The organism is Micromonospora saelicesensis (genome assembly GCF_900091575.1).
GTDB lineage: Bacteria > Actinomycetota > Actinomycetes > Mycobacteriales > Micromonosporaceae > Micromonospora > Micromonospora saelicesensis.
This window is the reverse complement of the sequence record NZ_FMCR01000001.1, coordinates 143,513-167,868: the sequence shown is the minus strand read 5'-3', so window position 1 is coordinate 167,868 and position 24,356 is coordinate 143,513. Positions and strand designations below refer to the sequence as shown.

The following is a 24,356-nucleotide window of genomic DNA, read 5'->3' as shown; positions in this document are numbered from 1 at the left end:
TAACCGGGTCCTGGGGCGGGATGATCGTCGGTCCGGCCCGGGGTGGCCGCTGAGCCTCTGGTGACCGCCAGGGTGGGCGGGGCTCAGTGACTTCGGTGCCTATGGAGCTGATGCCGCAAACGAATCAGGCAAGGGGATCCGTGGCGGTCGCCGGCAGCGACGACGAGCCCCGCGTCGTCGCTGCGGATTCGTCGGACGACGTAAGCAGGGGTGCGCGGCCGGCAGGGTTGATCTGCCCGGTCCGAGGGCATTTCTGCATAGACGCCCTCCAATTGCCGGTTGCATTGGTCAGACGTGTGACCTACGCTCCCAGTAAGAATTTCGGGGCGGTTAACAAAGAGTGCGGTCGGGGCGACGGAAGTCCCCGCCGGCCCTTAGTGGCGTCGCTGTTCCGTACTCGTCGCTCGATACGCACTTTGGGCACCACATCGACGACCAGTGAGAGGAACAGACGTGAAGTCAGCCATATCCACCGCTCGAATGTCAGTGTTGGCGGTGGCGGCGCTTGTCGCCGCCACACTGCCGGCAGTGCTGACAAACCAACTACCGGCCTCGGCCGCGGTCCAGGCGACCTACTATGTCGCCCCGGACGGTAACGACGCCAATGCGGGCACCCTGCAGTCGCCATTCCGGACTCTGCAACGTGCCCGGGACGTCGTCCGTACGGTGAACACGAACATGACCGGCGACGTGAACGTCTACCTCCGTGGTGGAACCTATCCGGTGAGCAGCACTGTCGAATTCGGGTCGAGCGACTCCGGTACCAACGGATTCCGGATCAGCTACGCGGCCTACGCCAATGAGAAGCCGGTCCTCGACGGCGGCGTCCAGGTGACCGGATGGAGCCAGCACAGCGGCAACATCTGGAAGGCGCCGCTCGACCGCGCCAACAAGCTGCGGGCGCTCTACGTCAATGACAAGCGCGCGTTCATGGCGTCGAAGACGATCAGCTCGGCGGGCTGTTACGGGACGTACAACATCACGGCCAACCAGGCCTCGTGGGCCTGGGAGTCGGGCTCGCAGTGCGACGGCGCAAAATACAGCCTGAACGATTTCCCGGCCGTCGCCAACAACCAGGACGACATCGAGATCGAGACCGGAACGACCTGGACCACGGCCATCGTGGGCGTCCGCCAGGTGACCACGAGTTCCGACGGCGCCAACCGGGTGGCCCTCTTCCAGCAACCGGGTGCGGCCATCGCGCAGGGCGCGTTCAACGGCAACGCCCAGGTTGGTGGAACCCACAAGGTGATGAACGCCTACGAGTTCCTGGACGCCCCCGGCGAGTTCTACTTCGACAAGACCAGTCGGACGCTCTACTACTACAAGGCCAGTGCCGAGAACATGTCGACCGCGACGGTCTACGCGCCGAACAACGTGACCACCGTGTTGCGGGTGGCCGGCACCTCGACGAGCAGCCACGCGCGCAACATCACGTTCTCCGGCCTGACGGTGCAGCACTCCGACTGGAACCTGGTCAACGTCGCAGGATCGTCCTTCAAGCAGGCGCAGCAGGGCAACCTCAGCGCGAACGTGTATGCCAAGGGGAACTTCCACGTCTATCACTACCGCAACGTCGACGTGGTTCCCGGCATCGTCCAGGTGCAGAACGCCGACGGGATCCTCCTGCAACGCAACCGGATCCAACACACCGGTGCCGACGGGATCAGCATGGTCAACGACGTGCAGGGCACCCAGTTGATCGGCAACCACACCAACGACGTTGCCGGGTCCGCGATCCTCGTGGGCCATCCGCAGCACGTCTACATCGGGGATGGCACGTCGACCAACCGCGAGAAGTACTCCGCGTCGGTCGAGGGGCTACCGAAGAACATCGACATCAAGAACAACTACCTCTACGACAGCGCGGTCCTGTTCAACGGGCACAGCCCCATCTCCGCGTACTTCGCCGACACCCTCACCATCCAGCGCAACCGGATCGAGAAGACCCCGTGGTCGGGCATCACGCTCGGCTGGGGCTGGTGGAACTTCGACGGATCGTCGGGCTCGATCGTGCCGAACCGGCCGACCACCACGGCAAGAAACAACACCATCAGCTACAACCACATCATCGACACGGTGCAACGCCTGAGCGACACGGCTCCCATTTACACGCTCGGGAGCCAGCCCGGCACCACCATTACCAACAACTACCTCCAGGGCGTTCCGTCGGGCCACAAGTACGGACTGCACCCGGATGAGGGCTCGGCCTTCATCACCTTCCGCGACAACGTCCTGAGTATCGACAAGAACGTCACCTGGATGATCAACTCGGACGACTTCGGGCGGAAACACGATCTGAGCATCACGCAGATCTACGGCCCGATCAACAAGGTCTCGAACAAGAATCTGCCGAACAGCACGGTCGGCGACATCCTCGTCTCATCCGACTATGTCTGGCCGGCGGTGGCGTACGGCATCGCCGCGAATTCCGGCCTTGAGGACGCGTACCGGGACATCATTCCGGCGAGCAACTTCTCCGCGCCGAACTACGTGCTGCCGGCCAGCACCTTCGTCACCAGTGCCACCGCGTCGATCCCGATCCGGAGCATCGGCGACGCCACCAGGTCGGTCTGGTTGGCTCCGTACGGCACGACCACCTTCACCGCCGGGGCGACGATGACCAGGGCCGCCGGCACCGCCACGTCCATCGCCGTGCCGGCCACTCAGGGCGAGTACCGGCTCTACGTCGTCGACGCACAGGGCAACCGGTCGGCCGAGTCGACTTCGATCGTCCGGCAGCAGCAGGGCGGCGGCAGCGGTACGGGAAGCGGACAACTCGTGGGTGGCCAGTCCGGCCGTTGTGTCGAGGTGCCCAACTCCTCGACCACCAACGGCACTCAGACCCAGCTCTGGGACTGCTCCACCGGCACCAACCAGCGGTGGACCCACACCGCCAGCAAGCAGCTGACCGTGTACGGCAACAAGTGCCTGGACGCCTCCGGGGCGGGCACTGCCAACGGCACCGCGGTCATCATCTGGGACTGCCACGGTGGGCTCAACCAGCAGTGGAACGTCAACACCAACGGCACCGTGACGAACGCCCAGTCGGGGCTCTGCCTCGATGCCAACGGCGCCGCCACGGCCAACGGCACCAAGCTCATCCTCTGGTCCTGCAACGGCGGCACGAACCAGCGGTGGACGCTGCGTAGCTGACCCGACCAGACCCCGGGGCCAGGCCGACACGGGCCTGGCCCCGGCTACTTCTGATACCCGTAGCTAGGAGGCGGCGTGCGGGGTGGCGTCGGTCGGCTCGGCGGCCTCGTCGTCCTTCGAGGGCTGCTCCTCGTCCGCCACCTTGACGCGCGCGGGCTCGGTCCAGGAGAACTCGATCTCGACGGACACCTCCGTCTCGTTCTCCCGCTCGATCTCCAGCTCGCACCGCACGGTGTCCGCGACAGTCACCGCGCCCGCCGCGCCGTAGAAGAGCCGCCCGTCAGACTCCAGCTGGTTCGCCAGTTGGCGCAGCCAGGCGGCCAGGTCGGAGCGTGACACCGTACGGGAGTCCTCATAGATATCCATGCCGGCCATGCTCGCACTCCACAGAGGACGGCGTGTGCAGGGCTTCGGCCTCGACCAGAGGTGTCGGCATGATATGGATCTTGCCGGTGGCGGTGGTCGGGAAAATGTCGGCATCGGAGGTGCTGCCGGGCAGCGTGCGGGTAATGCTGGGCGATGAAATCCACCTGGAAGCCCCACGAGAAGCACGGTGGCCTGTCGGACAAGGACAAGCGCGAGCTGCCGGAGACCGTCTTCGCGTTTCCCGGCAAACGCAAGGAACCGATGACCGACGCCAGCCACGTCCGCAACGCCGTCGCCCGGTTCGATCAGGTGCAGGGCGTCACCGACAAGGACCGGGACCTGGCCTTCCAGAACATCCTCGCCGCCGCCAAGCACTACGGTGTCGACGTCGCCGAGACGAACTGGCGCCAACTCGGCAAACTCCCGCACACACCGAACCCCGCCCACTGACGGGGCGTCCGCACGATTCGGCTCGCTCGCCGGATAGGTTCGTATCCGCTGGGTAAGCGGCGTGGATGCCCGCCAAACAGGAGCCGGCAGCTGACGACGACCCGCCCCCGCACGGGGTGTCCCGGGCCGGTCGAACCTGGGCCAGCCTGCCCAATCCGGTGCGGCACGGGTTGCGCTCCCGCGCCTGGCGGTTCCGCCTCTACGGGCTGCTCGCCGTGCAGGCCGGCGTCGCGGCGACGATCGCCTGGTTCGTGGGGGCCCAGTTCCTGGACAATCCCTCCCCGGTCCTCGCGCCCACCACAGCTGTCGGCATCGTGGCCGCCTCGATGGGCACACGCCTGCGGCGCACCATCGAGCTGCTGGTCGGGGTCGTCCTCGGGCTCGCCGTCGGCGACGCGGTCATGCCGCTGTTCGGCATCGGACCCTGGCAGACCGGCCTGGTCGTCGTACTGGCGATCATCGTCGCCATCCTGCTCAAGGGCGGTGGCTCCCTGCTCACCCAGGCCGGTGGCACCGCGGTGCTCATCGCCACCCTGGAACCGCCAGTGCGTGACCTGTCCGTTCCTCGCTTCGTCGATGCCGCGGTCGGCGGACTGGTCGGGTTGGCGGTCGGTCTGCTGGTGGTGCCCATCCACCCGCAACGGACGGTGCAGCGGCTGGCCGAACCGGTCCTCGACCCGGCTATCGCCGCCCTGCACAGCTGGGCGGGGCGTTGCGTCGTCGGGACCTTGACACCACCGAGCAGAGTCTGACCGGCCTGCGGATCCTCGGGTCGCGGGTGACCGCGCTGGACGAAGGGGTCGAGGCTGCCCAGGAGGTGGTGCGACTGGCGCCGCTACGGTGGCACCAACGTCGGTTGCTGGCCCGCTACACCCGGGCCGTCAAACATCTTGAGCGGAGCCTCTACGGCTGTCGGGCCGTTGCGCGGAGACTGGCCAAGGCTCTCCGGGAGGATGAGCCGATACCGGAGGAGTTCGCAGCAGCCATCGAGCTGCTGGCCACCAGCATGCATACGCTGAGACGCACCACCACTCCCGAGCGGGCGGACCCGCGGGAGGCGCGCCAGCAGATCCTGACCGCTCTCAAGCTGGTCGAAGAGGCGCAGGGGCAGCCCGCGCCGGATCCCACCCGTCCGCACGCCCACCGGTTGGGCTACTCGGGGATGATCGCCGCGGGTGAATTCCGCACGGCCGCCCAGGACCTGCTCATCGCCAGTGGGTTGGACACCGACGAGGCGGCAGCGCTGGTGCGCCAGACGTCGGGTCGGGACGAGTGGGACTGAACCCCGTTCACCCGTCAGGTCGCCTTCAGCGACGCGAGGACGTCGAGGTAGTGCGGGTTCCTCATGACCCCCAGCACGTTGCCGAACGGGTCGACCACCGCTGCGGTGATGAACCCCTCGTCCCCGTGCGGAGTGATCGGCTGGTACTCAGTGGCGCCCAACGCCAGCAGCCGCTCGACGGTCGCGTCGAGGTCGTCGACGCACCAGTGCATGATCGCGCCGCCGGGCCCGGCCGCCGCGCCGGCCGGTGCATACCTGCGGTCGATGATGCCCAGCTCGGCCTGATAGTCCCCGATGCGGAACTCGGTGTAGGCCGGGCGTCCGTCGGGGCCAGGGCGCATGAAGTACGCCTCGATGCCAAGAAAGTCCGCGTACCAGGCCGTGGCGGCTGTCACGTCGTCCGCCCAGATGTTCAGGGTGGCGAATCCTCGCAGGCTCATCAGGTGTCCTCTCGTCGATGTCGTTGGTGTCGACGCTATCGACGATTGCGGAAGGTTTGCTTCCGCAATGAGTTGCCGGTCTCGGCGGTGTCGAGCCCGGGGCCGCATCTTTCGTCGGTGCCCGGGTAGTCGCCGCCATTGCCAGTACGAGTGGCGGGGGATGGCGTGGACAGCTACCCGGCAGTCGAGGACCACGGTCTGATCGGTGATCTACAGACCGCGGCGCTGATCAGCACGGACGGTACGGTCGACTGGTTCTGCGCGCCCCGCTTCGACTCGCCGAGCGTCTTCGGCGCGCTGCTGGACCGCCGCAACGGCGGCCACTTCCAGCTCTCGCCCGACGGCGTCGACTACACGAGCAAGCAGCTCTACCTGCCCGGTACGCCGATCCTCATCACCCGCTTTCACAGTGCCGACGGCGTGGGCGAATTGTTGGACTTCATGCCCGTCACGGGTGAACGGGCCACCAACCGGCACCGGTTGATCCGGCTGGTTCGCATGATCCGGGGCAGCATGCCGTTCCGCTTCGTCTGTCAGCCCCGGTTCAACTACGGACGCGATCCGTTCGAGCTTGAGGTGCACCCCGAGGGCGACGTCTTCCGGAGCCAGACACTGAACTTCACCCTCACGCTCTTCAAGGATGCGAAAGGGCTGATCGACGCGGGGGCCATCCACCGCGACGCGCAGGGCGTATCGGCTCGGTTCACGCTGCACGCGGGTGACATCGGCGGAGTGGTCCTGGAGACGGCCTGCCCGCACGCGCCCCGAGCACTCAGCACCGAGGAGGCGTGCGAACTGCTCGCCGAAACCCGCGACTTCTGGCGGCGGTGGGTGGACCGTTCCCGCTATCGGGGCCGTTGGAGGGAGGCGGTCGAGCGGTCGGCGATGACTCTCAAGCTGATGACGTACGCGCCGACCGGCGCCCTGGTCGCCGCGCCCACCGCGGGGCTGCCCGAGCAGATCGGCGGGCAGCGGAATTGGGACTACCGCTACACCTGGATCCGGGACGCGTCCTTCTCCGTGCACGCGCTGCTCCGCCTGGGCTTCACCGACGAGGCCGAGAAGTATCTGCTCTGGCTCGACGCGCGCATCCGGGACGCACGGGACCCCGATCTGCCCCTCCAGATCATGTACCGGATCGACGGCTCACCGGACCTGCCCGAGGAAGTGCTCAGCCATCTGGAGGGATACCGCGGGTCGGCACCGGTGCGCATTGGCAACGGCGCGTCGGGCCAACTGCAACTCGACATTCACGGCGAGGCGCTCAACTCCCTGGAACTCGCCGACCGGAATGGCCTGATCGCGCCGTACGAAGGGTGGCGGAAGACGGCAGAGCTGATGGACTGGCTCTGCGAGCACTGGGACCAGCCCGAGGACGGCATCTGGGAGACCCGGTCCGGGCGGCAGGACTTCACGTACGGACGGATGATGTCCTGGGTGGCGCTGGACCGCGCCATCCGCCTCGCGCAGCGCCGTGGGCGCCCCGGTGACACCACCCGTTGGACGACCGAACGCAACACCATCTACGAGCAGGTCATGAAGCGTGGCTTCCACCCGGGGCGTCAAGCTTTCGTGCAGCACTACCGCACAGACATCCTGGACGCCTCGCTGCTTGCCATGCCCGGGCTCGGCTTCATCTCGCCGATGGACCCGATGTGGGAGTCGACACTGCGGGCAATCGACGCCGAGTTGGTCTCCGACAGCCTCGTCTACCGCTACGACCCGAACGCCTCGCCGGACGGCCTCGCCGGCACCGAGGGCACCTTCAGCATGTGCACCTTCTGGTACGTGCAGGCCCTCGCCCAGGCCGGCCGGATCGACGACGCGCGGTTGACCTTCGAGAAGATGCTCACCTTCAGCAACCCGCTCGGCCTTTACTCCGAGGAAATCGCGCCGACCGGTGAGCAGATCGGCAACTTCCCGCAGGCCTTCAGTCACCTGTCGTTGATCAGCACAGCGACTCACCTCGACGACCTGCTCGACCAGCAGCGCTGACCCGTCGGGTCAGAACAGCGTCAGCGGCTCGACCGGGATCGGCTCGGGCAACGCGTCGAGCCCGGGTACGCGTGCCCGTACCTCGTCGTGGAACCGGCGGGCGAGTGCCGGCGCGTCGGCGTTATCCGGGGTGTGGATGAACACCGTCGGCGAGCGCCCTTCGCGGAGCCAGGTGACTGTCACGTCGACCCAGCGCTGCCAGCCCTCGACAGTGCGCGTCGGGTCGTCGCGACCGAGGTAGCGGACGATGGGTCGGTCGGTCAGCGCGAGGGACCGGAGCGGCAGGCGCGGCTTCTTGGTCCAGGCGTCCCGCTCCGCGTCGCTGGTCGGCGGGCTCGTGAAGAAGGCGGTCGTGTCGAAGGGGATCCACTCGGCGCGGACGGCGGCGAGGGTCGCCCCGAGCAGTCGGGCCGCGCGGGCGTCGGTGAAGAACGCGGGGTGGCGGACCTCCACCGCGTACCGGTGGGACCGCGGAAGCTGCTCCAGGAAACGGCCCAGGGCCGGGACGTCGGCGGGCGCGAACGAGCCGGGCAGCTGGATCCAGAGGGCGTGGGCGCGCGGGCCGAGCGGTTCGATGGCGTCCAGAAAGACGCGCAGCGGTTCGTCGACGTTGGTGAGCCGGCGTTCGTGCGTGATGACCTTGGGAAGTTTGAGGACGAACCGGAACTCGGGATCCGTCTGGGCGGCCCACGAGGCCACGGTGTCCCGGGCCGGGGTCGCGTAGAACGTGGTGTTGCCCTCCACGGCGTCGCACCAACTGGAGTAGTGCCGCAGGCGCTCGGTGGGCGGCAGCCGGTGGCCCGGCCACGACCGGTGACTCCACATCGCGCACCCCACGTGCAGACGCATGACCGCCCTTCCCGCCGGTGACCGCGTTCGACCGGAGCCCACCGTATACGGGCCGCCGAACACGCCGGGCCCACGGTGCGGCAGGTAGGGTCCGACGCCATGCGCGTGCTGTTCGCCAGTCTTGCGTCCGTTGGTCACACCTATCCGCTGATCCCGCTGGCGATCGCCGCCCGGGAGGCCGGGCACGAGGTCCACTTCGCCGCCGGTCCGGAGGTGCACGCGCCGCTCGCCGCGCACGGCCTGCGGCCGTTCCGGCCCGGCGACGCCTTCTACGAGGTGTACGCCGAGGATCTCGCACCGGAGCTGGCGCGGCTGCGGCCCGACCTGGTGGTGCACGAGTGGGGGCTGCCGGGGGCAGCAGTGGCGGCTCACCGGACCGGGATCCCGGGCCTGTGGCACGGGTTCGGCCGGATGTATCCCGAGGGTATCGGCCTGGAACTGCCCACCAGGAACGCCGAGGTCGTCGGCCGGCCGCACCTGGACATCTGGCCGCCCTCGCTGCAGGACAAGGACTTCCTCGCCACCGAACGTCGGATCGAGCTGCGACCGGTGGCCTTCTCCACACCGGCCCCGCTGCCCGAACGGGTGAGCCGTCGAACGTCCCGACCGTTGATCTATCTGACCCTCGGCACCGCGTTCGGCACGCCGGAGCTGCTGCGCACCGCCATCGCCGGCCTGGCGGCGCTGGACGCCGAGGTGGTGGTCGCGGCGGGCCGGGTGCCCCTGGAACAACTGGGCGAGATCCCTGACCACGTCAGCGTGCATCCGTGGGTGTCGCAGGCGGAGCTGCTGCCGCTCGTCGACCTGGTGGTGCACCACGCAGGTAGCGGCACCACCCTCGGCGCGCTCGCGGCTGGCGTACCGCAGTTGCTGCTGCCGCAGGGCGCCGACCAGTTCGCCAACGCCGACACCCTCGCCGCCGCCGGTGTCGCAGTGCGGCTTCTTCCCGGCGAGGTGGACGCGAGCGCCATCGCCGAGCAGGCCCATCGCCTGCTGCCGCAGCGCGGCAACGTCGAGCAGCGCGACGCGCCCCGCGCTGTCGCCGAGGAGATCGCCGCCATGCCCTCGCCGGCGGCCGTCGCTCGACTCCTGCCGGAGTACGCCGCCTGAGCCGAGCTGTAGTCGTCAACTCAAGGTTGACGCGACGGATGCGTCAACCTATGGTTGACGCATGACAGATCCTCTCCAGATGGGTAACCCCGTCAAGCTCGACGACCTGATCCAGGCGATCAAGACGGCGCACACCGACGCGCTCGACCAACTCACCGACGCGGTCATCGCCGCCGACCACCTCGGCGAGGTGGCCGATCACCTCATCGGACACTTCGTCGACCAGGCCCGGCGCTCGGGCGCGTCCTGGACCGACATCGGCCGCAGCATGGGGGTCAGCAAGCAGGCCGCCCAGAAGCGCTTCGTGCCGAAGGCGACCGACGCGGCCGCGCTCGACCCCAACGCCGGATTCGGCCGGTTCACCCCTCGCGCCCGCAACGTGGTGATGGCCTCGCAGGAGGAGGCTCGCGCCAGCGGCAACGCCGAAATCGGCCCCGAGCACCTGGTGCTGGGCCTGCTGGCCGAGCCGGAAGGGCTGGCCGCCAGGGTGATGGCTGGTCGCGGCGCCACCCCCGAGGCGGTGCGGGAGGCGGTCGCTGCCGTCGTTCCACCGCGGGCGGAGCAGGTTCCGGACCTCATCCCGTACGACGCGCGCGGCAAGAAGGCGCTGGAGTTGACCTTCCGGGAGGCGCTGCGCCTCGGTCACAACTACATCGGCACCGAGCACATGCTGCTCGCCCTGCTGGAGCAGGAGGACGGCGCCGGCGTGCTCACCAACCTCGGCCTGGACAAGGCGACGGTCGAGAGCGACCTGGCCGCCGCCCTCGCCGCCGCCGTCGGAAAGAAGTGAGAACCCGGGGTCAGGAGACCTCAGGAAAGCCGTAACGCAGGGCGTGCTCCGGATCGGCCGGGTCGATCTGGCGTACGCCCGCGTCGGCGAGGCGCTTGTTGACCTCGTCGAGTTGCTCGCGCACCAGGCGGGCCTCCTCCTCGGTGACCCGGCCCCGATGGGGCTTGCCGGCATGCTCCAGCGTGCCGTAGTCGATCTTCTCGGTGGTCTTACGGGCCTTGGGCGGGCGAACCCGCTCGGCCGTCTTCAACAGCTGCGCCATCGGCACGTCGGTGGCCATCGCGTCGAACTCGCTGGCGGTCAGCACCACCCGGCGGGGCTCGCCGCCACCGTGCCGGTCGTGGATCTCCACCACCGCCACGTCCAGCGCGGCGTCGTCGATGTTCTCCACCTCGCCCGGGGTGGCGTCCAACTGCACGGGCCCGGCGACCAGGTCCGGGTGCTCCAGCACGACGACGCGGACCACCTCGTCGTCCTGCTGCAGAACCGTGCCGGTGAAGTCGGAGACGTGGATCGTCTTCTTGCCCATGCGCGGAGCTTCTCCTGTCGTAGGCCGGGATGGCGGACCACAAGAAATTACCCGACAGGTGTGCGAAAGCCGCCGCTGGACCTCCTCGGGTGTGTCGCCCCGAACGTCAGAGGCTGCCCTTCGGTGCCACCGACCGGTGGTGCCTCAGTGGGTGTTCAGACGGTGCCGACTGGAGCTGCCGACGGACAGCTTGTTCAGCCCGGCCCACGACAGGGAGTCGCCGCCGATTGTCCGAGGGTTCCGGTAGCGCGGCTGGGGCGGATTGCCTCCGACGGCCTCCGCCGCGTGCCAGAGTCGCTCGGGGTCCTGCTGGTAGTGGTCGCTCGGCTGAATCGGCATGCGTTCACCGTCCCAAACAAAGGTGTCCAGATATGGAAATACATATGACGGTCGATCCGCGTGCCCGGTTCCCGCACCCCTTTCCCACTCGGCCCTGACGTATCCTGCGCCCGGCCCTGCCGTCCGGCGTACGGTGATCGACGACGGGTCGGGTGACGGGGAGGTGCGCATGCTCGACCGGCGACTTCACCTGCACCTGGCCACCTGGCTCGGCCAGTGGCCGGCCGGGCCTGGGCTGCACGTGGTCGCCTCGCAGCGGCGGGCCAAACCGGCCTGGGATGGCCGGCTACGCCCGGCGCTCGCCGTGGACACCGGGCAGAGCGCCGTGCTCTCCGTGGCGCCGGACCGTGTGGCGGCGGTCCGCGCGTTGGTTCGCCGTACGCCGGCTCGCTTGCTCGCCGCGCTGCCGGAGGCCGTCGGCCGGCCCGAATTCTGCGTACACGACGGCCCCTTCCGGTGGAGCGTGGCGCCCGCCCCGCTGCCCGACGTGGGGGAGTGGACCGAGCCGACCGCCGCCGGGCTGCCGCCGTGGCTGCGACTCTTCGACCGGCCGGTGCTGGTGGTCCGTGACCCGGACGGCGCCTATCTGGCCGGCGCCGGGATCAAGCGGCACGACGCGTACGGGCACGAGTTGGCCGTCGGCACCGTGCCGACCGCGCAGGGGCGCGGCCTGGCCCGTCGACTGGTGGCCCAGGCGGCGCGGCGGGTGCTCGACGAGGGGGCGGTCCCCACCTACCTGCACGAGCGGGACAATCACGCCTCGGCCCGGGTCGCCGAAGCGGCCGGTTTTCCGGACCGGGGCTGGCGCGCGTACGGGGTCTATCCGCGCTGAGCGGGCATTGGGCGCGGACCGTGGATCCCGGGCCGGATCCACGGTCCGCAACCTCCCCCCAGGCCCCGGTTCCGGGTGTAGCGGCCCCGCCGGGCGGCGTGCCGCTACGTGTCGATCACGCTACGTATCGAACAGGCTCGGGGCAAGGTTGAAGCTGTCGGTTCGGAGTGTCGAAAAGCGGACTTGACCTGCTGCTTCGCCGGCCGAAGGTGTCGGCCGGATCAGTGACGGAGCGTGCGAATCAGGTCGAGCACCTGTCGGGTCACCGGCCGCAGGACCCGGAGCCGGGACAGCGCCACGAGCCGGTCGATCAGTGGTACGGCCCCGTCGATGAGCTGGCGGGTCTTGGTCTGGCCCGGCGATCGGTCGTGTACCCAGTAGAGGATCACGCCCATGTACGCGAGCCAGAGCAGCTCGGGCAGCTGTGGGCGCAGCTCGGCGTCGACAGTGGCCGTCGAGCCGGCCAACACCTCGCCGAAGAGGTCGATGGCCGCCTCTCGGGGGCCGGAGGACTCCGCGGAGAAGGGGCTCAGCGGGGAGGTGGGCTCCGCCGCCGTCTTGAAGAAGGTCGCCGCGAATCCGTGTGAGGGCGTCAACACGTCGATCCCCGCGTGCAGCACTCCGGCGAGCCGGGGACCGAACGCCTCCTCCCGATCGAGCACGGGCTGCGCGGCGGCCCGGTGCTCGACCTGGGACTGGGCGTAGAACTCCTGAATCAGGTGGTCCTTGGATCCGAAGTAGTAGTAGGCGTTGCCGACCGCCACGCCGGCCTCCTGCGCGATCGCCCGCATGGTGGTCTGGGCGTAGCCGCGCTCGCGGAACAGCCGCATTGCGGTGTCCCGGATCAGCTGCCGGGTCTGCTCGCCTCGGGCGGTGGCAGGGTCACCCGCAGTGGTCGTCTGCGCAGGCTGCTCGGTCATCGGGGCCACCGTATCCCGCCGGTTCGTCGGTCGGCTCGGCCCACGGGTCGCGGATCCGCTCCCGGATCGCCGAGGCGGCGGCCACCGTCTGCCGGGCGAGGGGCAGCAGGTGCGGTCGGGCCAGCCGCTCGGCCGTGGACCGATGGTCGGTCAGCGCCCAGAGGCAGGCGAACCAGGCGCCGTCGCCCGCGTACACCTCGCCGGTGTCGGCGATCACGGTGAGGTCGCGCAGCGTCGCGTCGTGGTCCAGGCCGGGGAAGCGCCGGCGGGCCTCGGCGGACCCGGCCGGCACGAACTCCAGGGGTACGAGCTGGGCGCGGGACGACAACCAGCGGCGGGCGGCGCGGCAGAGTGGGCAGGCCGCGTCGAACAGGACGGTGAACCCCCGGATCCCACCGCCGGAGTGAGCGGTGGGATCCGGGAGCCGACCGACGCCATCGGCCGGGGGCATGGTCATCGGGTCGGTGGGTTGTTCGTCGGGCCGACGCCCGGTTGCGGTCCGGCCGGTCGCGGACCAGCGGGCTGGGGTCCGGCCGGGTGTGCGCCGGTCGGCTGTGGTCCACCCGGGTACGCGCCGACCAGCTGCGATCCGGGTGGGGTGGATTGCATGGGGAGTCGGCCGATCGGGGCGAGCGGGGGGTGGGTGGCGAGCTGGCGGAGTCGGTTCCGGCGGTAGCGGCCGAGCGCGAAGACGTTGAAGAAGTGCAGCGCGCCGAGCACCAGCAGCACCAAGCCGATCTTGAGTGACAGCTCCTCCATGGCCTGGCTGGTTGAGCCGACCGGGTCGGAGTGCTTCATCGCCACAGTGACGTAGCCGAGGTTGAGCAGATAGAAGCCGACCACCAGGAGGCTGTTGACCGCTTGGGCGAGTCGTTTCTCGGCGAACACCTCCTCCAGGAAGACCAGCCCGTTGCGGGACAGCGCTCGAGCCACCCAGATGGTCAGGCCGACGCTGACCGCGAGGTAGATCACGTACATCCAGACCTTGATGTCCATATGGACGCCCTTCTTGAACGTGTTCAACTACCGATGTCATCAGACTAGGACCGATGTTGAACATGTTCAATAAGGGGCGACCAGTGACTGTGGACACTCTGGGGCGGCGCTGGAGCGCGCCATCCGGCCGCGCCTGAGGCCCGGCCGGATGGCGCCGTCGCTCAGCCGGCCAGGCCGAGCACCTCGGCTGCCGCGCGACCGTTGGCGTGGCTCGCGCCGTAGGTGGTGACAAAGGCGCGGACGCCCGCGGGCCGCCACTGTGCCGGCCAGCCCATCTCCACCACTGTCACCGGGTGCTGGGCCGCCAGGTCGGCGATCAGCTCCGGGCCGCCGGGCAGCCGGTGCAGGTGCCGTCCGACCAGGACGATGGGACGGTCGCCCGCCAATCCCCGCAGCGTGGCCGGATCGGTCTCGGCGGCGATCACCCGGATCTCCGGCACCCCGTCCAGGTGCGGACCGAGGCCCCACGGCACCCGACCCTCGGCGATCGTCGACTCGGTGTGCAGTTGCACCACCAGTGGCTGGTCCAGGCCGGTGAGCAGGCCCTCCACCCGGACCGCTCGACGCGCCGCCGCGTACCCCAGCTCGGGGTCGCCGGTGGCCGGCGACCCGCTGGCGGCCCGGCTCCAGGCGGCGAGATCGGCGGCGCGGCCGGCCGCCTCCTCGACCCGCGCCCTCGCCAGCCGGCCGTCGGCGAGCGCGTCGACGATCTCGGCGGCCACCCGCTCGACCAGTTCGGCGTCGACCTTCGCGCCGATGCAGAGCAGGTCGGCACCCGCGCTCAGGGCCCGGACCGCAGCCGGCCCGACCCCGCCGGCGGCCACCGCGGCACCCTTCATCTCCAGCGCGTCGGTGATGACGGTGCCGGTGAAGCCGTACTCGGTGCGCAGCAGGTCGACCAGGACGGCTCGGCTGAAGGTGGCCGGGCCGGCGCCGGTGAGCGCCGGCACCCGGATGTGCGCTGTCATCACGGCGCGCGCCCCGGCGGCGACGATGGCCGCGAAGGGCGGTAGGTCCCGCTGGCGGAGCAGGCTCAGCGGAGCGTCCACCGTGGGCAGTTCGTGGTGGGAGTCGGTGACTGTGGCGCCGTGCCCGGGGAAGTGCTTGGCGCAGGCGGCCACGCCGGCGGCCTGCAAACCGGCCACGGCGGCGGCCGAGTGGGCGGCCACCCGCACCGGATCCGCGCCGAAGGACCGGGTGCCGATCACCGGGTTGTCGTCGGCGGTGTTGACGTCGACAGTGGGGGCGAGGTTGACGGTGATGCCCAGCGCGGCCAGTTCGGCGCCGATCGACTGGTAGACCCGTCGGGTGAGGGCCACGTCGCCGATCGCACCCAGGGCGGCGTTGCCGGGGTACGGGCTGCCGGTGGCGTGCGCCAGCCGGGTCACGTCGCCACCCTCCTCGTCGATGGCGATCAGCGCGTCCGGCCGACCGGTGCGCAGCGCGGCGGTGCTCGCCGCCACCTGGGCGGGGTCGTGCACGTTGGTGCCGAACAGGGTGTGCCCGGCCAGCCCGTCGGCCAGCAGGTCAACCGCCCAGTCCGGCGGGACCGGTCCCGGGTACGCGGCCAGCAGCGTGCCCAGCGCCAGCCGGCGCAGTCCTGGATCCAACCCCACGTGATCTTCCCCCTTCGGTGCCCCCGCGAGTACGAGACGTCGTACCGGTGGTGGTCCTGGCCCTGCCGACTCGGCGGAGCGTCCCACCGTCGAGTGGCCGTTACGCTACGGCTACCCGTTCGCAGGTCGGTTTACAGTTAGCAAAGTTTACTAAAACTAGAGGACGTGTCATGAGTGCGACCCGGCTGCCCGGCACCCCCCGTCTGTTGCGGGCGCTCAACGACCGTGCCGCGCTGGAGCTGCTCCTCGAACGCGGCCCGCTGACCCGAGCTCGACTCGGCGAGCTGACCGGCCTGTCGAAGGTCACCGCCTCGCAACTGGTCGAGCGGCTGGAGGAGCGCGGCCTCGTCGCGCGGGTCGGCGAGCAGGCCGGCGGGCGAGGGCCGAACGCCCAGCTCTACGCCGTCCGCCCGGGCAGCGCGCACGTGGTCGGCGTGGACGTCGGGCCGGACCGGGTGGTGGCTGCCTGCGCCGACATCACCGGTGCGGTCATCGGCCGGGTGGAGCAGTCGACCCGGGACACCGACGACCCGGTGGGCGTGGTGCACAACGCCGTCGTGCAGGCGGCGAGCAGCGCCCAGGCGCAGCTGAGCAGCGTACGACGGATCGTGCTCGGCACACCGGGCCTGGTCGACCCCGGCACCGGCGACATCACCTTCGCCTTCAACCTGCCGCGCTGGCACAGCGGTCTGCTCGCCGCGTTGCGGGACGACCTGCACACGCCGGTGGTCTTCGAGAACGACGTCAACCTGGCCGCGGTGGCCGAGGCGCAGTCCGGCGCAGCGCAGGGGCTGTCGGACTTCGTGCTGGTCTGGGTGGGCGCCGGCGTCGGCCTGGCGATCATGCTGGGCGGGAGGTTGCACCACGGCAGCAGCGGTGCCGCCGGCGAGATCGGCTACCTGCCGGTGCCCGGCGCGCCCATCCCGCGCGACGTCTCCCGTCGCGCCAAGCCGGCCTTCCAGCAGCTGATCGGTGCGGACTCGGTGCGCGCGGTGGCCCGCGAGCACGGCTACCCGGACGCCGACGCCGCCGAGGCGGTCCGCGCGGCCGTCGCGGCCGGCGCCGACGGCGGCCCGATGCTCGACGAACTGGCCCGTCGGCTCGCGCTCGGCGTGGCCAGCACCTGCGTGGTGCTGGACCCACCGCTGGTCGTGCTCGCCGGCGAGGTCGGCCAGGCCGGAGGCGCGGCGCTCGCCGACCGGGTGCAGCAGGAGGTCGCGGCGATCACGCTGGTCCAGCCGCGAGTGGTGCCGACCGGGCTGACCGAGGAGCCGATCCTGCAGGGCGCGCTGCGCACCGCGCTGGACGCCGTACGCGACGAGGTGTTCGGCTCCACCGTCGGCTGAGCCCGCTGCGGCGGTCATGTGAAGGAATATTTCACCGCGCGTCCGCAGGGTGCAAGCTCTTGCCGCCTGCTGGTCGGGCTCGGCCCACCGGGCCGCCCAGCAGAGGATGGGCGGCCCGGTGAAAGCCTCAGATCAGGTCGCGGCGACGGAACACGGCAAATGCCGCAGCGGTCAGCCCGCCAGCGAGCACGAGCAGCACCAGCAGCGACGACCCCCAGGTGATCGTGTAGAACGAATCGCAGTTGAGGCCGGGGCCGCCCGCGCAGAGCCGTTCGTCGTAGAAGCGCGCACCGCCGTTGAGCCACGCCCCGATGTGGCTGGAGAGCATGAACAGGTCCGACTTCCGCGCGTCCACGATCTCCAGGACCAGCCGGGCGCCCAACTCCCAGACCACCGCGTACGCGGCGAACGCGCCGAGCGCCGCCGACGTGTGCCGACCCAGCGTGGCGATCGCGAAGCCCAGCGCGGAGGCCAGCAGCACCAGCACCAGGCCACGGCCGTGCACCGCGCCGAGCGACCGCCAGAAGTCACCGTCCAGCCGGCCCGGCAACCCGGCGGCCTGCCCGATCACCCAGAACGTGGCGAGGTAGGCCACCGACGCCAGCAGGGCCAGCACCAGCACCGTCCCGAGCAGGGTGCCCAACTTGGCCGCGAGCACCGTCACCCGGCGCGGTCGCCAGAGCAGCAGGTTCACCACGCCGCCCGAGGTCAGGTCCGCGCCGATGTAGGAGGCGCCGACCAGGAACCCGAACAGCACCAGGAACGCGATGAGGAAGTACAGCAGTGGTTGTGCCTGCTCGGCGAAGGTGAACACACCCGGTAGGAAGTCGGCGGCGATCGGCAGCCGATCCTGCAGGACCGGGTCGATCTCGGAGCAGTCGGCGGGGAGGTACATTCCGCCGTCCTCCGTCGGAAGCGCGCCGCCCTGGCGGGCCAGGCACTCCCGGAACGTGGCCTCCATGCTCTGCCGCGCCTCGGTGGCCTGCTGCCGCGCCGAGTTCAGCTCACTGACGCTCGGCTTGTGGGAGCCAGCAAGGGTGGTTGCCGCCGTGACCGCGAACGCCAACACCAACAGGACCACCATGAGCTGCACGAAGCGACGCGCGGACAGTCGCTCCAACTCGGCACGCACCAGGTTCACGCGTCCACTCCCCGATCGAGGTCGATCACAGCTTCGCCCTGCGGCAGCGACGAGTCGCCGACCTGGCGGGGCACCGACGAATGCTCGTACGCGCCGGTCAGCTCCAGGAAGACACTCTCCAGATCCGGCCGCAGCGGCGTCAGCTCGCCCACCCACAGACCCTGCTCACCGAGCACCCGGCTGACCACCGTCGGGTCGCTCACCCCGCTCACCACCAACGCTCCGCCGTCCACGACCGCCGTCAGCTCGGCCGCGTGCAGCAAGTCGACGGCCCGCTCCGGCTCGGCCACCCGGACGAGGAACTCGTGCCGGTCGTGGCCCGCCAGCACCTCGTCCACCCGACCGGTCGCGACCCGTCGCCCCCGAGAGATGATCGTGACGTGGTCGCAGATCAGCTGGATCTCGCCCAGGATGTGACTGGACACCAGCACTGTCACCCCGTTGGCCGCAAGCGACCGCATCAGGTCCCGCATCTCCCGGATGCCCGCCGGGTCCAGCCCGTTCGCCGGCTCGTCCAGGATGAGCAACCGCGGGTCCTTCAACAGCGCGGACGCCACCGCCAGACGCTGCTTCATGCCCAGCGAGTAGCCCTTCACCCGCTCATCGCCCCGGTCGTGCAGGCCCACCAGCTCCAGCACCTCGTCCACCCGCGAGACCGGCACACCGCCGGCGCGGGCCAACAACCGCAGCGTCCGGTAGCCGGTGAAGTTGCCGAAGAACTGCGGGCTCTCCACGATGGCGCCCACCTGGCCCGCCACCCGGGGCAGCAGCTCCGGCGACGGTTCGCCGAGCACTGTCATCCGGCCGCTGTCGGCGCGTACCAGCCCGAGCAGCGCACGCAGGGTGGTGGTCTTGCCCGAGCCGTTGGGGCCCAGGAAGCCGTGGACCTGGCCCGCCTCGACCAGCAGGTCGAACCCGTCCACCGCCACCCGTCGGCCGCTGCGCAGGCTGCGGAAGGTCTTGCGCAGACCCTCGATCTCGATGACCGCGCTCATCCGCGCGGCTCCGTACGTCGGCGGGGCATGGGCCGTCCTTCGGGCTTGGTGATCAATGACACGGCGCTTCACCCTATGGCCGGGGTGCCGCCCGTGGGGGGCACCCCGCGCTGCGTGGTTGGATGGTGTGGTGACTGGTGACCTGATCCCTGGCGCTGCCGGCGCCGCGCCTGCCGCCGCTTTCGTGGACCCGGATCTGGTGGTCAGCCTCGACGGCGTCGGCGTACGCCGCTCTGGCACCGCCCTCCTCCAGGACCTGACCTGGCGCGTCGAACTGGACGAGCGGTGGGTCGTGCTCGGCTCCAACGGTGCCGGCAAAACCACACTGCTCAACCTCGCCGCCGGTCGACTGCACCCCACCACTGGTGTCGCGCACGTGCTCGGCGAGCGGATCGGCCGCACCGACGTCAACGAGCTGCGTACCCGGATCGGGCTCACCACCGCGGCGATCGCCGAGCGGCTGCCCGCCGACGAACGGGTCAGCGACGTGGTGGTGACCGCCGCCTGGTCGGTGGTCGGCCGTTGGCGGGAGAACTACGACCGCGGCGACGAGGCGCGGGCCCGGGCACTGCTGAGTCAACTCGGCGTCGGTGGCCTCGCCGAACGCCGCTACGGCACCCTCTCCGAGGGTGAGCGCAAGCGGGTGCAGATCGCCCGTGCCCTGATGACCGACCCGGAGCTGCTGCTGCTCGACGAGCCCGCCGCCGGGCTCGACCTGGGTGGTCGGGAAGACCTGGTCGCCCGACTGGCCGAGCTGGCGTACGACCCCGACGCCCCGGCGATGGTGCTGGTCACCCACCACGTCGAGGAGATCCCGCCCGGGTTCACCCACGCGATGCTGCTGCGCGAGGGTGGGGTGGTCGCCCAGGGCCTGCTCGCCGAGACGCTGACAGGTGACAACCTCTCCAAGACCTTCGGGCTGCCACTTGTTGTCGAGCGGTCGGGCGACCGCTTCACGGCTCGCGCCGCCTGAGCGCCGGACAGGCGGAGACGACCGTGCCGCAGACCCGGGTTGCCGTGGTGGGCAGCGCCAACATGGACCTGGTCGCGATGGCACCCGCGCTGCCTCGACAGGGCGAGACCATGCTCGGCACCGACTTCGTGATGGTGCCCGGCGGCAAGGGCGCCAACCAGGCCGTGGCCGCAGTCCGGGCCGGCGCCTCCTGCGCCTTTCTCGGCGCGATCGGCTCGGACGCCTTCGGCGTCACCCTCAAGGCCCGCATCACCGCGGCCGGCGTGGACACCAGTCAGCTTCGCGTGGTCTACGGCGCCTCCGGAGTGGCGCTGGTGATGGTCAACGCCCAGGGGGAGAACGCCATCGTGGTCACCCCCGGCGCGAACGACGCCCTGGTCGGCCTCACCGAGGAGGAGCTGGCCACGGTGCGCGCGGCGGACGTCCTCGTCGCCCAACTGGAGATCCCGGTGCAGACCGTGACGGCCGCCGCGGTGGCCGCCCGCGAGGCCGGCACGCGGGTCATCCTGAACGCCGCCCCCGCGCGGGACCTCCCACCCGAGCTGCTCGCCGCCGTGGACCTGCTGGTCGTCAACGAGGGCGAGGCGCAGGCGCTCGCCGGCCGGGGTCGGGAGGAGCCGCGCGCGCTGCTCGACCTGGCCCCCCGGGCCGTGCTCACCCTCGGCGGTGAGGGCGCCTGGTACGTCGACCGGGACGGCACCGAGGTGCACGTGCCGGCGGTACGGGTCGACGTGGTCGACTCCACCGCCGCCGGTGACGCGTTCACCGCCGCGCTGGCCGTCGGGTGGGGCGAGGGGCGCGACCTGGTCGACGCGGTGCGCTGGGCGTCGGCGGCCGGTGCTGCCTGCGTCCGTAAGCTCGGCGCCTCGGTGGCGCTACCGCAACGCGCCGAGATCGACGAGCTGTACGTACCGGCCTGAGCGCGTTCCGCGCTGTACCGGCCTGAGCGCGTCGGCGGGTTACGCCCGCTGGCCCGCACCGGTGCGGAAGGCCCGGCGGTACGCCGAGGGTGAGGTCAGCATGACCCGGCCGAAGTGGTGCCGATAGGTCACCGGCGTGTCGAAGCCCACCGCGCGCGCGACCTGCTCGACCGAGGCGTCGGTCTCCTCCAGCAGGGCCAGGCTGGCGCGGATCCGCTGGTCGATCAGCCAACGGATCGGGCTGGTCCCGGTGGCCCGGGCGAAGTGCCGCAGGTAGGTGCGGGACGACATGTGCGCCCGCCCGGCGAGCTGGGCCACGCTCAGCGGCTCGGCGAGATGGGCGAGCGCCCAGTCGATGCTGCCCGCGATCCGGTCGTCGTCCGGGTCGGCGGGTACCGGCGCCTCAACGAACTGGGCCTGCCCGCCGTCGCGGTGCGGCGGGATCACCAGCCGTCGAGCGACCGCGTTGGCGATCGCCGCGCCATGGTCGCGCCGGATCACGTGCACGCAGAGGTCCAGCCCGGCCGCGCTGCCAGCACTGGTGAGCAGGTCACCGTCATCGAGGTAGAGCACGTCCGCGTCCACCTCGACCCGCGGGTACCGCCGCGCCAGCAGTTCCGCGTACCGCCAGTGGGTAGTGGCCCGCCGACCGTCCAGCAACCCCGCCCCGGCCAGCGCGAACGCGCCCGAGCAGATCGACATGATCCGGGCACCGCGCCGGTGTGCCTGGCGCAGTGCGGTGATCAGCTCGGGCGACGGGTCAGCGGTCACGTCCGGCACGCCGGGCACGATCACCGTCCGCGCCGTGGCCAGCTCGGCCAGACCGTACGGGGTGTGCAGGTTGGCCCCGCCGACCACCGGTACCGGCCCCGGTTGCTCGGCGCAGAGAACCAGGTCGTACCAGTCGACGTCGAACTCCGGCCGGGCCAGCCCGAACACCTCGGTGACGATGCCGGTCTCGAACACCGACATCCCCGGGTACGCGAGCACGGCGACCCGGTGCGCGGCTGCCGGTCGTCGGGGCGCTGGCAGCAGGAGCGGGCCGGTTGTCGTGGCCGGGATCGGCATGGCGGGATGTTAGCGCAGGACGTCGTTCGCGCCACTCGTCCTGAGGTGGCATCGTGCCGAGGATCGGTGCATGACCTTCACCTTCGCCGTTCCGCCGGCCGATCCGGCCACCGCCGCCGCCTACTTCCGCAATCGGCTCAGCGTCGAGACCGACGTCAGTGACGTGCATGCCGACCTGTCGGCCCGTACCCCGGGTCTGGTGGTCGTCGACTCCCGGGGCGCGGCTGCCTGGGCGCAGGGGCACCTCCCCGGCGCGCTGCACCTGCCCACCGCCGAGATCGCAACCCGGGCGGCGGACCTGATCCCGCCGGGCTCGGCGGTGGTGACCTACTGCTGGGGTCCGGGCTGCAACGGCGCGACCCGGGCGGCGCTGGAGTTCGCCCGTCTCGGTCATCCGGTGAAGGAGATGCTCGGCGGGTTCGAGTACTGGGTGCGGGAGGGGCTGCCGGTGGTGACGGAGGCCGGGCTGACCCGGCGACCGGTCGACGACCTCACCGCACCCAGCACGACGATCACCTGCGACTGCTGAGCCGGGACGCAGCCGGGCGAGGGCTCAGCCGACGGGCTCGTCGGTGAGCTTCTCGCCGCGTCGGCGCAGCATGCCCAGCCCGGGGATGCCGGCCACGGCGAGCTTGAGGTCGCGGGTCACGTCGAGCAGGTCGTGCAGGTCCGGCCCGACCCGGTCCAGTGTGGCCAGAATCGGCAGGATGTCCGCCGTCAGGTGTTCCTTGAGCTTCGGCAGCTCGTCGATCAGGTGGATCGCCGCGCTGATCTCCTCATGACTCAGCTCCTCGACGAACCGGCCGGCCATCGGCGCAGCACGGCGCAGCGCCGGCTCGTACGCCGCCAGCAGCTCGGCCGCCGTGGCGGCGGCCTCCGTCGCGGTACCCACTGTGGTGGCGGCGCGGTTCGCCACACGGTCGGCCTCGGCGACCACAATGCCCGCCGCCCGGGAGACCCGGTCGGCCTCGGCGACCACCACGGCGGCGGCGGTGGCCACCTCGGTGGCCGTGTCGATGGCGGTGGTCGCGGCGGCGCTGATGACGGCCACCTCGCGGACCGCGGCCTCGGCGTCGGTGAGCACCTGGTCGGTCCGGTCCAGGGTCGTCTCGATCCGGTCGACCACGCCGTTGATCCGGGCCAGCAGCGCCTCCACCCCGTCCAGCACCGCGAACGCGCGGGCGGGCACGGCGGCCATCGAGGCGGCCGAGCCGAGCGCCTGGTCGAGAGCGGAGCGGGTCAGGCCGACCACGGCGGCCGGGGTGGGGAGGGGAATCGCCATGGGATCAAGTGTGCGTCGGCCGTGCCACAACCGCCCGACGGAGCCGGTCAGCGGGGCCGTCGACCGACGGTGTCGGCGCGGGCCACCCGCAGCGCCCACCAGATCAGCGGCACCTGCAACGGCACCCGGCCGTACGCGATGGCCCGCTTCGTCGGGCGTCGGCGCCGCCAGTCCACGGCCATCTTCACGTTCGCCGGCAGGACGGCGACGAAGAGCGCGGCTGCGGCCCGACCGCCGGCCCGCCGGGTGGTCGGATGCGCCACGGCCGCCGCCACCGCCAGCTCGGCCACCCCGCTGGCGTACGTCCAGAAGCGGGCCGGCCCGGGCAGCACGCCTGGCACGATCGGGTCGTACACGCCGGGTCGCAGCAGGTGGGTGACGCCGGCCGCCGCGAGCAGGCCGGCCAGCGCGACGGCCTCGCCGCGGCGGGTGGTCATCGATGGTCCCCCTGCTGTTCGACGGCGCGCTGCACGGCCCGGTAGATCTGCCCGAACCGTAGCGCGTCCGGGGTGCGCACCAGCAGGTCCTCCCGACCGTGGTGCTGCACCCACAACTCGTGCACATGGTTGCCGCGCTCGTAGGAGCGGTCCAGCCAACCCAACGGGATTTCCAGGAACGGCATCAACGCCAGCGCCCCCACCGCGCAGGCAGCGAGGATGATCAGCGCGAGCTGCCAGTTGCCCCGGTCCTGAGCCGACCAGGCCAGCGACAGCACGCAGACCACGGCGACCAGCGGCGGCAGCGAGAGCAGCAGGACCAGGACACCGCGCCCCAGCACACGGCCCCGGACTGCGAGGGTTTTCTGCCCCCGGTCGTGCCAGACGAACGTCACGTCGGACAGGGCGATCACGTGACCGCCCGCCCGGATCGACTCGGAGGTCACCTGCACCGCGTCGTCCCGGTAATAGAGGGTCATCACTAAGCCTAACCACCGCGAGGCAACCCTCGCCTCGCTCGGAGC

The 24,356-nt window shown here is 70.7% G+C and carries 27 protein-coding genes; 12 read left to right on the top strand and 15 right to left on the bottom strand.

Translation table 11 applies throughout. From position 1 onward, the window contains the following. The first annotated feature begins 480 nt into the window (after positions 1–480). Entirely contained in the window at positions 481–3,156 is a 2,676-nt protein-coding gene (locus GA0070561_RS00795) for an RICIN domain-containing protein (RefSeq protein WP_244166014.1), read from the top strand. A gap of 63 nt (positions 3,157–3,219) precedes the next feature. Here the strand turns inward: GA0070561_RS00795 and GA0070561_RS00790 are convergent, their stop codons facing one another. Beyond that, positions 3,220–3,522: an amphi-Trp domain-containing protein gene (locus tag GA0070561_RS00790; RefSeq protein WP_167362316.1), complete on the bottom strand. Its 303-nt coding sequence runs from the start codon at positions 3,520–3,522 to the stop codon at positions 3,220–3,222. 153 nt (positions 3,523–3,675) lie between these two features. On the opposite strand from GA0070561_RS00790, the gene GA0070561_RS00785 reads away from it, so the two are divergent. The 3 genes from GA0070561_RS00785 to GA0070561_RS00775 all read left to right on the top strand — a co-directional run bounded on the left by GA0070561_RS00785 (position 3,676) and on the right by GA0070561_RS00775 (position 5,254). Beyond that, positions 3,676–3,972: a DUF6582 domain-containing protein gene (locus tag GA0070561_RS00785; protein WP_091393391.1), complete on the top strand. Its 297-nt coding sequence runs from the start codon at positions 3,676–3,678 to the stop codon at positions 3,970–3,972. Between the two features lie 65 nt (positions 3,973–4,037). Next, positions 4,038–4,724 carry an FUSC family protein gene (locus tag GA0070561_RS00780; RefSeq protein WP_091393388.1) on the top strand — a complete coding sequence of 229 codons (687 nt, stop codon included), beginning with the start codon at positions 4,038–4,040 and terminating at the stop codon, positions 4,722–4,724. After that, entirely contained in the window at positions 4,685–5,254 is a 570-nt protein-coding gene (locus tag GA0070561_RS00775; RefSeq protein WP_141710291.1) for a hypothetical protein, read from the top strand. Before GA0070561_RS00780 ends, GA0070561_RS00775 begins: the two co-directional genes overlap by 40 nt. Positions 5,255–5,268: 14 nt before the next feature. On the opposite strand, the gene GA0070561_RS00770 is transcribed toward GA0070561_RS00775, so the two are convergent. After that, complete coding sequence (locus GA0070561_RS00770; RefSeq protein WP_091393382.1) at positions 5,269–5,694, bottom strand: VOC family protein; 426 nt, start codon at positions 5,692–5,694, stop codon at positions 5,269–5,271. Positions 5,695–5,859: 165 nt separating this feature from the next. Between GA0070561_RS00770 and GA0070561_RS00765 the strand changes: the two genes are divergently transcribed. Further along, positions 5,860–7,689 (top strand): glycoside hydrolase family 15 protein, encoded by a 1,830-nt coding sequence (locus GA0070561_RS00765; RefSeq protein WP_091393379.1) that lies wholly within the window; start codon positions 5,860–5,862, stop codon positions 7,687–7,689. A 9-nt stretch (positions 7,690–7,698) separates the two neighbouring features. Here GA0070561_RS00765 and GA0070561_RS00760 read toward each other — a convergent pair whose 3' ends face one another. Further along, positions 7,699–8,514, bottom strand: coding sequence for a DUF72 domain-containing protein (locus GA0070561_RS00760; RefSeq protein WP_208603696.1), 816 nt, complete (start codon positions 8,512–8,514; stop codon positions 7,699–7,701). 123 nt (positions 8,515–8,637) lie between these two features. Between GA0070561_RS00760 and GA0070561_RS00755 the strand changes: the two genes are divergently transcribed. Next, positions 8,638–9,648, top strand: a complete 1,011-nt coding sequence (locus GA0070561_RS00755; protein ID WP_091393372.1) for a glycosyltransferase — start codon at positions 8,638–8,640, stop codon at positions 9,646–9,648. Between the two features lie 61 nt (positions 9,649–9,709). Continuing rightward, positions 9,710–10,438, top strand: coding sequence for a Clp protease N-terminal domain-containing protein (locus GA0070561_RS00750; protein ID WP_091393369.1), 729 nt, complete (start codon positions 9,710–9,712; stop codon positions 10,436–10,438). A gap of 10 nt (positions 10,439–10,448) precedes the next feature. On the opposite strand, the gene GA0070561_RS00745 is transcribed toward GA0070561_RS00750, so the two are convergent. Together GA0070561_RS00745 and GA0070561_RS00740 are read right to left on the bottom strand one after the other, a co-directional pair. Beyond that, on the bottom strand, positions 10,449–10,967 hold the full coding sequence (locus tag GA0070561_RS00745) for a hypothetical protein (RefSeq protein WP_091393365.1): 519 nt from the start codon (positions 10,965–10,967) through the stop codon (positions 10,449–10,451). Positions 10,968–11,111: 144 nt separating this feature from the next. Next, positions 11,112–11,306 carry a hypothetical protein gene (locus tag GA0070561_RS00740; RefSeq protein WP_091393362.1) on the bottom strand — a complete coding sequence of 65 codons (195 nt, stop codon included), beginning with the start codon at positions 11,304–11,306 and terminating at the stop codon, positions 11,112–11,114. Between the two features lie 169 nt (positions 11,307–11,475). On the opposite strand from GA0070561_RS00740, the gene GA0070561_RS00735 reads away from it, so the two are divergent. Next, a complete protein-coding gene (locus tag GA0070561_RS00735) occupies positions 11,476–12,138 on the top strand; it encodes a GNAT family N-acetyltransferase (protein WP_091397104.1) in 663 nt (220 codons plus the stop codon). Between the two features lie 221 nt (positions 12,139–12,359). Here the strand turns inward: GA0070561_RS00735 and GA0070561_RS00730 are convergent, their stop codons facing one another. From GA0070561_RS00730 to GA0070561_RS00715, 4 genes are all read right to left on the bottom strand, one after another. Continuing rightward, a complete protein-coding gene (locus GA0070561_RS00730; protein WP_091393359.1) occupies positions 12,360–13,058 on the bottom strand; it encodes a TetR family transcriptional regulator in 699 nt (232 codons plus the stop codon). Further along, positions 13,021–13,515, bottom strand: a complete 495-nt coding sequence (locus GA0070561_RS00725; RefSeq protein ID WP_091393356.1) for a thiol-disulfide oxidoreductase DCC family protein — start codon at positions 13,513–13,515, stop codon at positions 13,021–13,023. Before GA0070561_RS00725 ends, GA0070561_RS00730 begins: the two co-directional genes overlap by 38 nt. Continuing rightward, the gene (locus GA0070561_RS00720) at positions 13,512–14,081 is read right to left on the bottom strand and encodes a hypothetical protein (protein WP_244166013.1); all 570 of its coding nucleotides are present in this window, start codon (positions 14,079–14,081) and stop codon (positions 13,512–13,514) included. The genes GA0070561_RS00725 and GA0070561_RS00720 overlap by 4 nt, the downstream gene beginning before the upstream one ends. A gap of 134 nt (positions 14,082–14,215) precedes the next feature. After that, entirely contained in the window at positions 14,216–15,670 is a 1,455-nt protein-coding gene (locus GA0070561_RS00715) for a glycoside hydrolase family 3 N-terminal domain-containing protein (protein WP_091393350.1), read from the bottom strand. A gap of 170 nt (positions 15,671–15,840) precedes the next feature. Between GA0070561_RS00715 and GA0070561_RS00710 the strand changes: the two genes are divergently transcribed. Beyond that, the gene (locus tag GA0070561_RS00710; protein ID WP_091393347.1) at positions 15,841–17,016 is read left to right on the top strand and encodes an ROK family transcriptional regulator; all 1,176 of its coding nucleotides are present in this window, start codon (positions 15,841–15,843) and stop codon (positions 17,014–17,016) included. Between the two features lie 127 nt (positions 17,017–17,143). Here the strand turns inward: GA0070561_RS00710 and GA0070561_RS00705 are convergent, their stop codons facing one another. Both GA0070561_RS00705 and GA0070561_RS00700 read right to left on the bottom strand, forming a co-directional pair. Next, positions 17,144–18,157 carry an ABC transporter permease subunit gene (locus tag GA0070561_RS00705; protein WP_091393343.1) on the bottom strand — a complete coding sequence of 338 codons (1,014 nt, stop codon included), beginning with the start codon at positions 18,155–18,157 and terminating at the stop codon, positions 17,144–17,146. After that, positions 18,154–19,152, bottom strand: a complete 999-nt coding sequence (locus tag GA0070561_RS00700) for an ABC transporter ATP-binding protein (protein WP_091393340.1) — start codon at positions 19,150–19,152, stop codon at positions 18,154–18,156. The genes GA0070561_RS00705 and GA0070561_RS00700 overlap by 4 nt, the downstream gene beginning before the upstream one ends. Positions 19,153–19,207: 55 nt before the next feature. Here GA0070561_RS00700 and GA0070561_RS00695 point away from each other — a divergent pair, with 55 nt between their 5' ends. Together GA0070561_RS00695 and GA0070561_RS00690 are read left to right on the top strand one after the other, a co-directional pair. Beyond that, positions 19,208–20,125, top strand: coding sequence for an ABC transporter ATP-binding protein (locus tag GA0070561_RS00695; protein WP_181539236.1), 918 nt, complete (start codon positions 19,208–19,210; stop codon positions 20,123–20,125). 23 nt (positions 20,126–20,148) lie between these two features. Then, positions 20,149–21,045: a ribokinase gene (locus tag GA0070561_RS00690; RefSeq protein ID WP_091393337.1), complete on the top strand. Its 897-nt coding sequence runs from the start codon at positions 20,149–20,151 to the stop codon at positions 21,043–21,045. 39 nt (positions 21,046–21,084) lie between these two features. Here the strand turns inward: GA0070561_RS00690 and ftrA are convergent, their stop codons facing one another. After that, positions 21,085–22,113: a transcriptional regulator FtrA gene (gene ftrA / locus GA0070561_RS00685; protein WP_091393333.1), complete on the bottom strand. Its 1,029-nt coding sequence runs from the start codon at positions 22,111–22,113 to the stop codon at positions 21,085–21,087. 70 nt (positions 22,114–22,183) lie between these two features. Here ftrA and GA0070561_RS00680 point away from each other — a divergent pair, with 70 nt between their 5' ends. Further along, positions 22,184–22,642, top strand: coding sequence for a rhodanese-like domain-containing protein (locus tag GA0070561_RS00680; protein ID WP_091393330.1), 459 nt, complete (start codon positions 22,184–22,186; stop codon positions 22,640–22,642). A 24-nt stretch (positions 22,643–22,666) separates the two neighbouring features. Here the strand turns inward: GA0070561_RS00680 and GA0070561_RS00675 are convergent, their stop codons facing one another. Genes GA0070561_RS00675 through GA0070561_RS00665 form a run of 3 tightly spaced genes read right to left on the bottom strand, consistent with a single transcriptional unit; the run spans position 22,667 to position 24,311 of the window. Beyond that, entirely contained in the window at positions 22,667–23,395 is a 729-nt protein-coding gene (locus tag GA0070561_RS00675) for a hypothetical protein (RefSeq protein ID WP_091393326.1), read from the bottom strand. A 47-nt stretch (positions 23,396–23,442) separates the two neighbouring features. Then, entirely contained in the window at positions 23,443–23,832 is a 390-nt protein-coding gene (locus GA0070561_RS00670) for a DoxX family protein (RefSeq protein ID WP_091393323.1), read from the bottom strand. Then, on the bottom strand, positions 23,829–24,311 hold the full coding sequence (locus GA0070561_RS00665; RefSeq protein WP_091393319.1) for a DUF6232 family protein: 483 nt from the start codon (positions 24,309–24,311) through the stop codon (positions 23,829–23,831). The genes GA0070561_RS00670 and GA0070561_RS00665 overlap by 4 nt, the downstream gene beginning before the upstream one ends. Positions 24,312–24,356 lie beyond the last annotated feature (45 nt).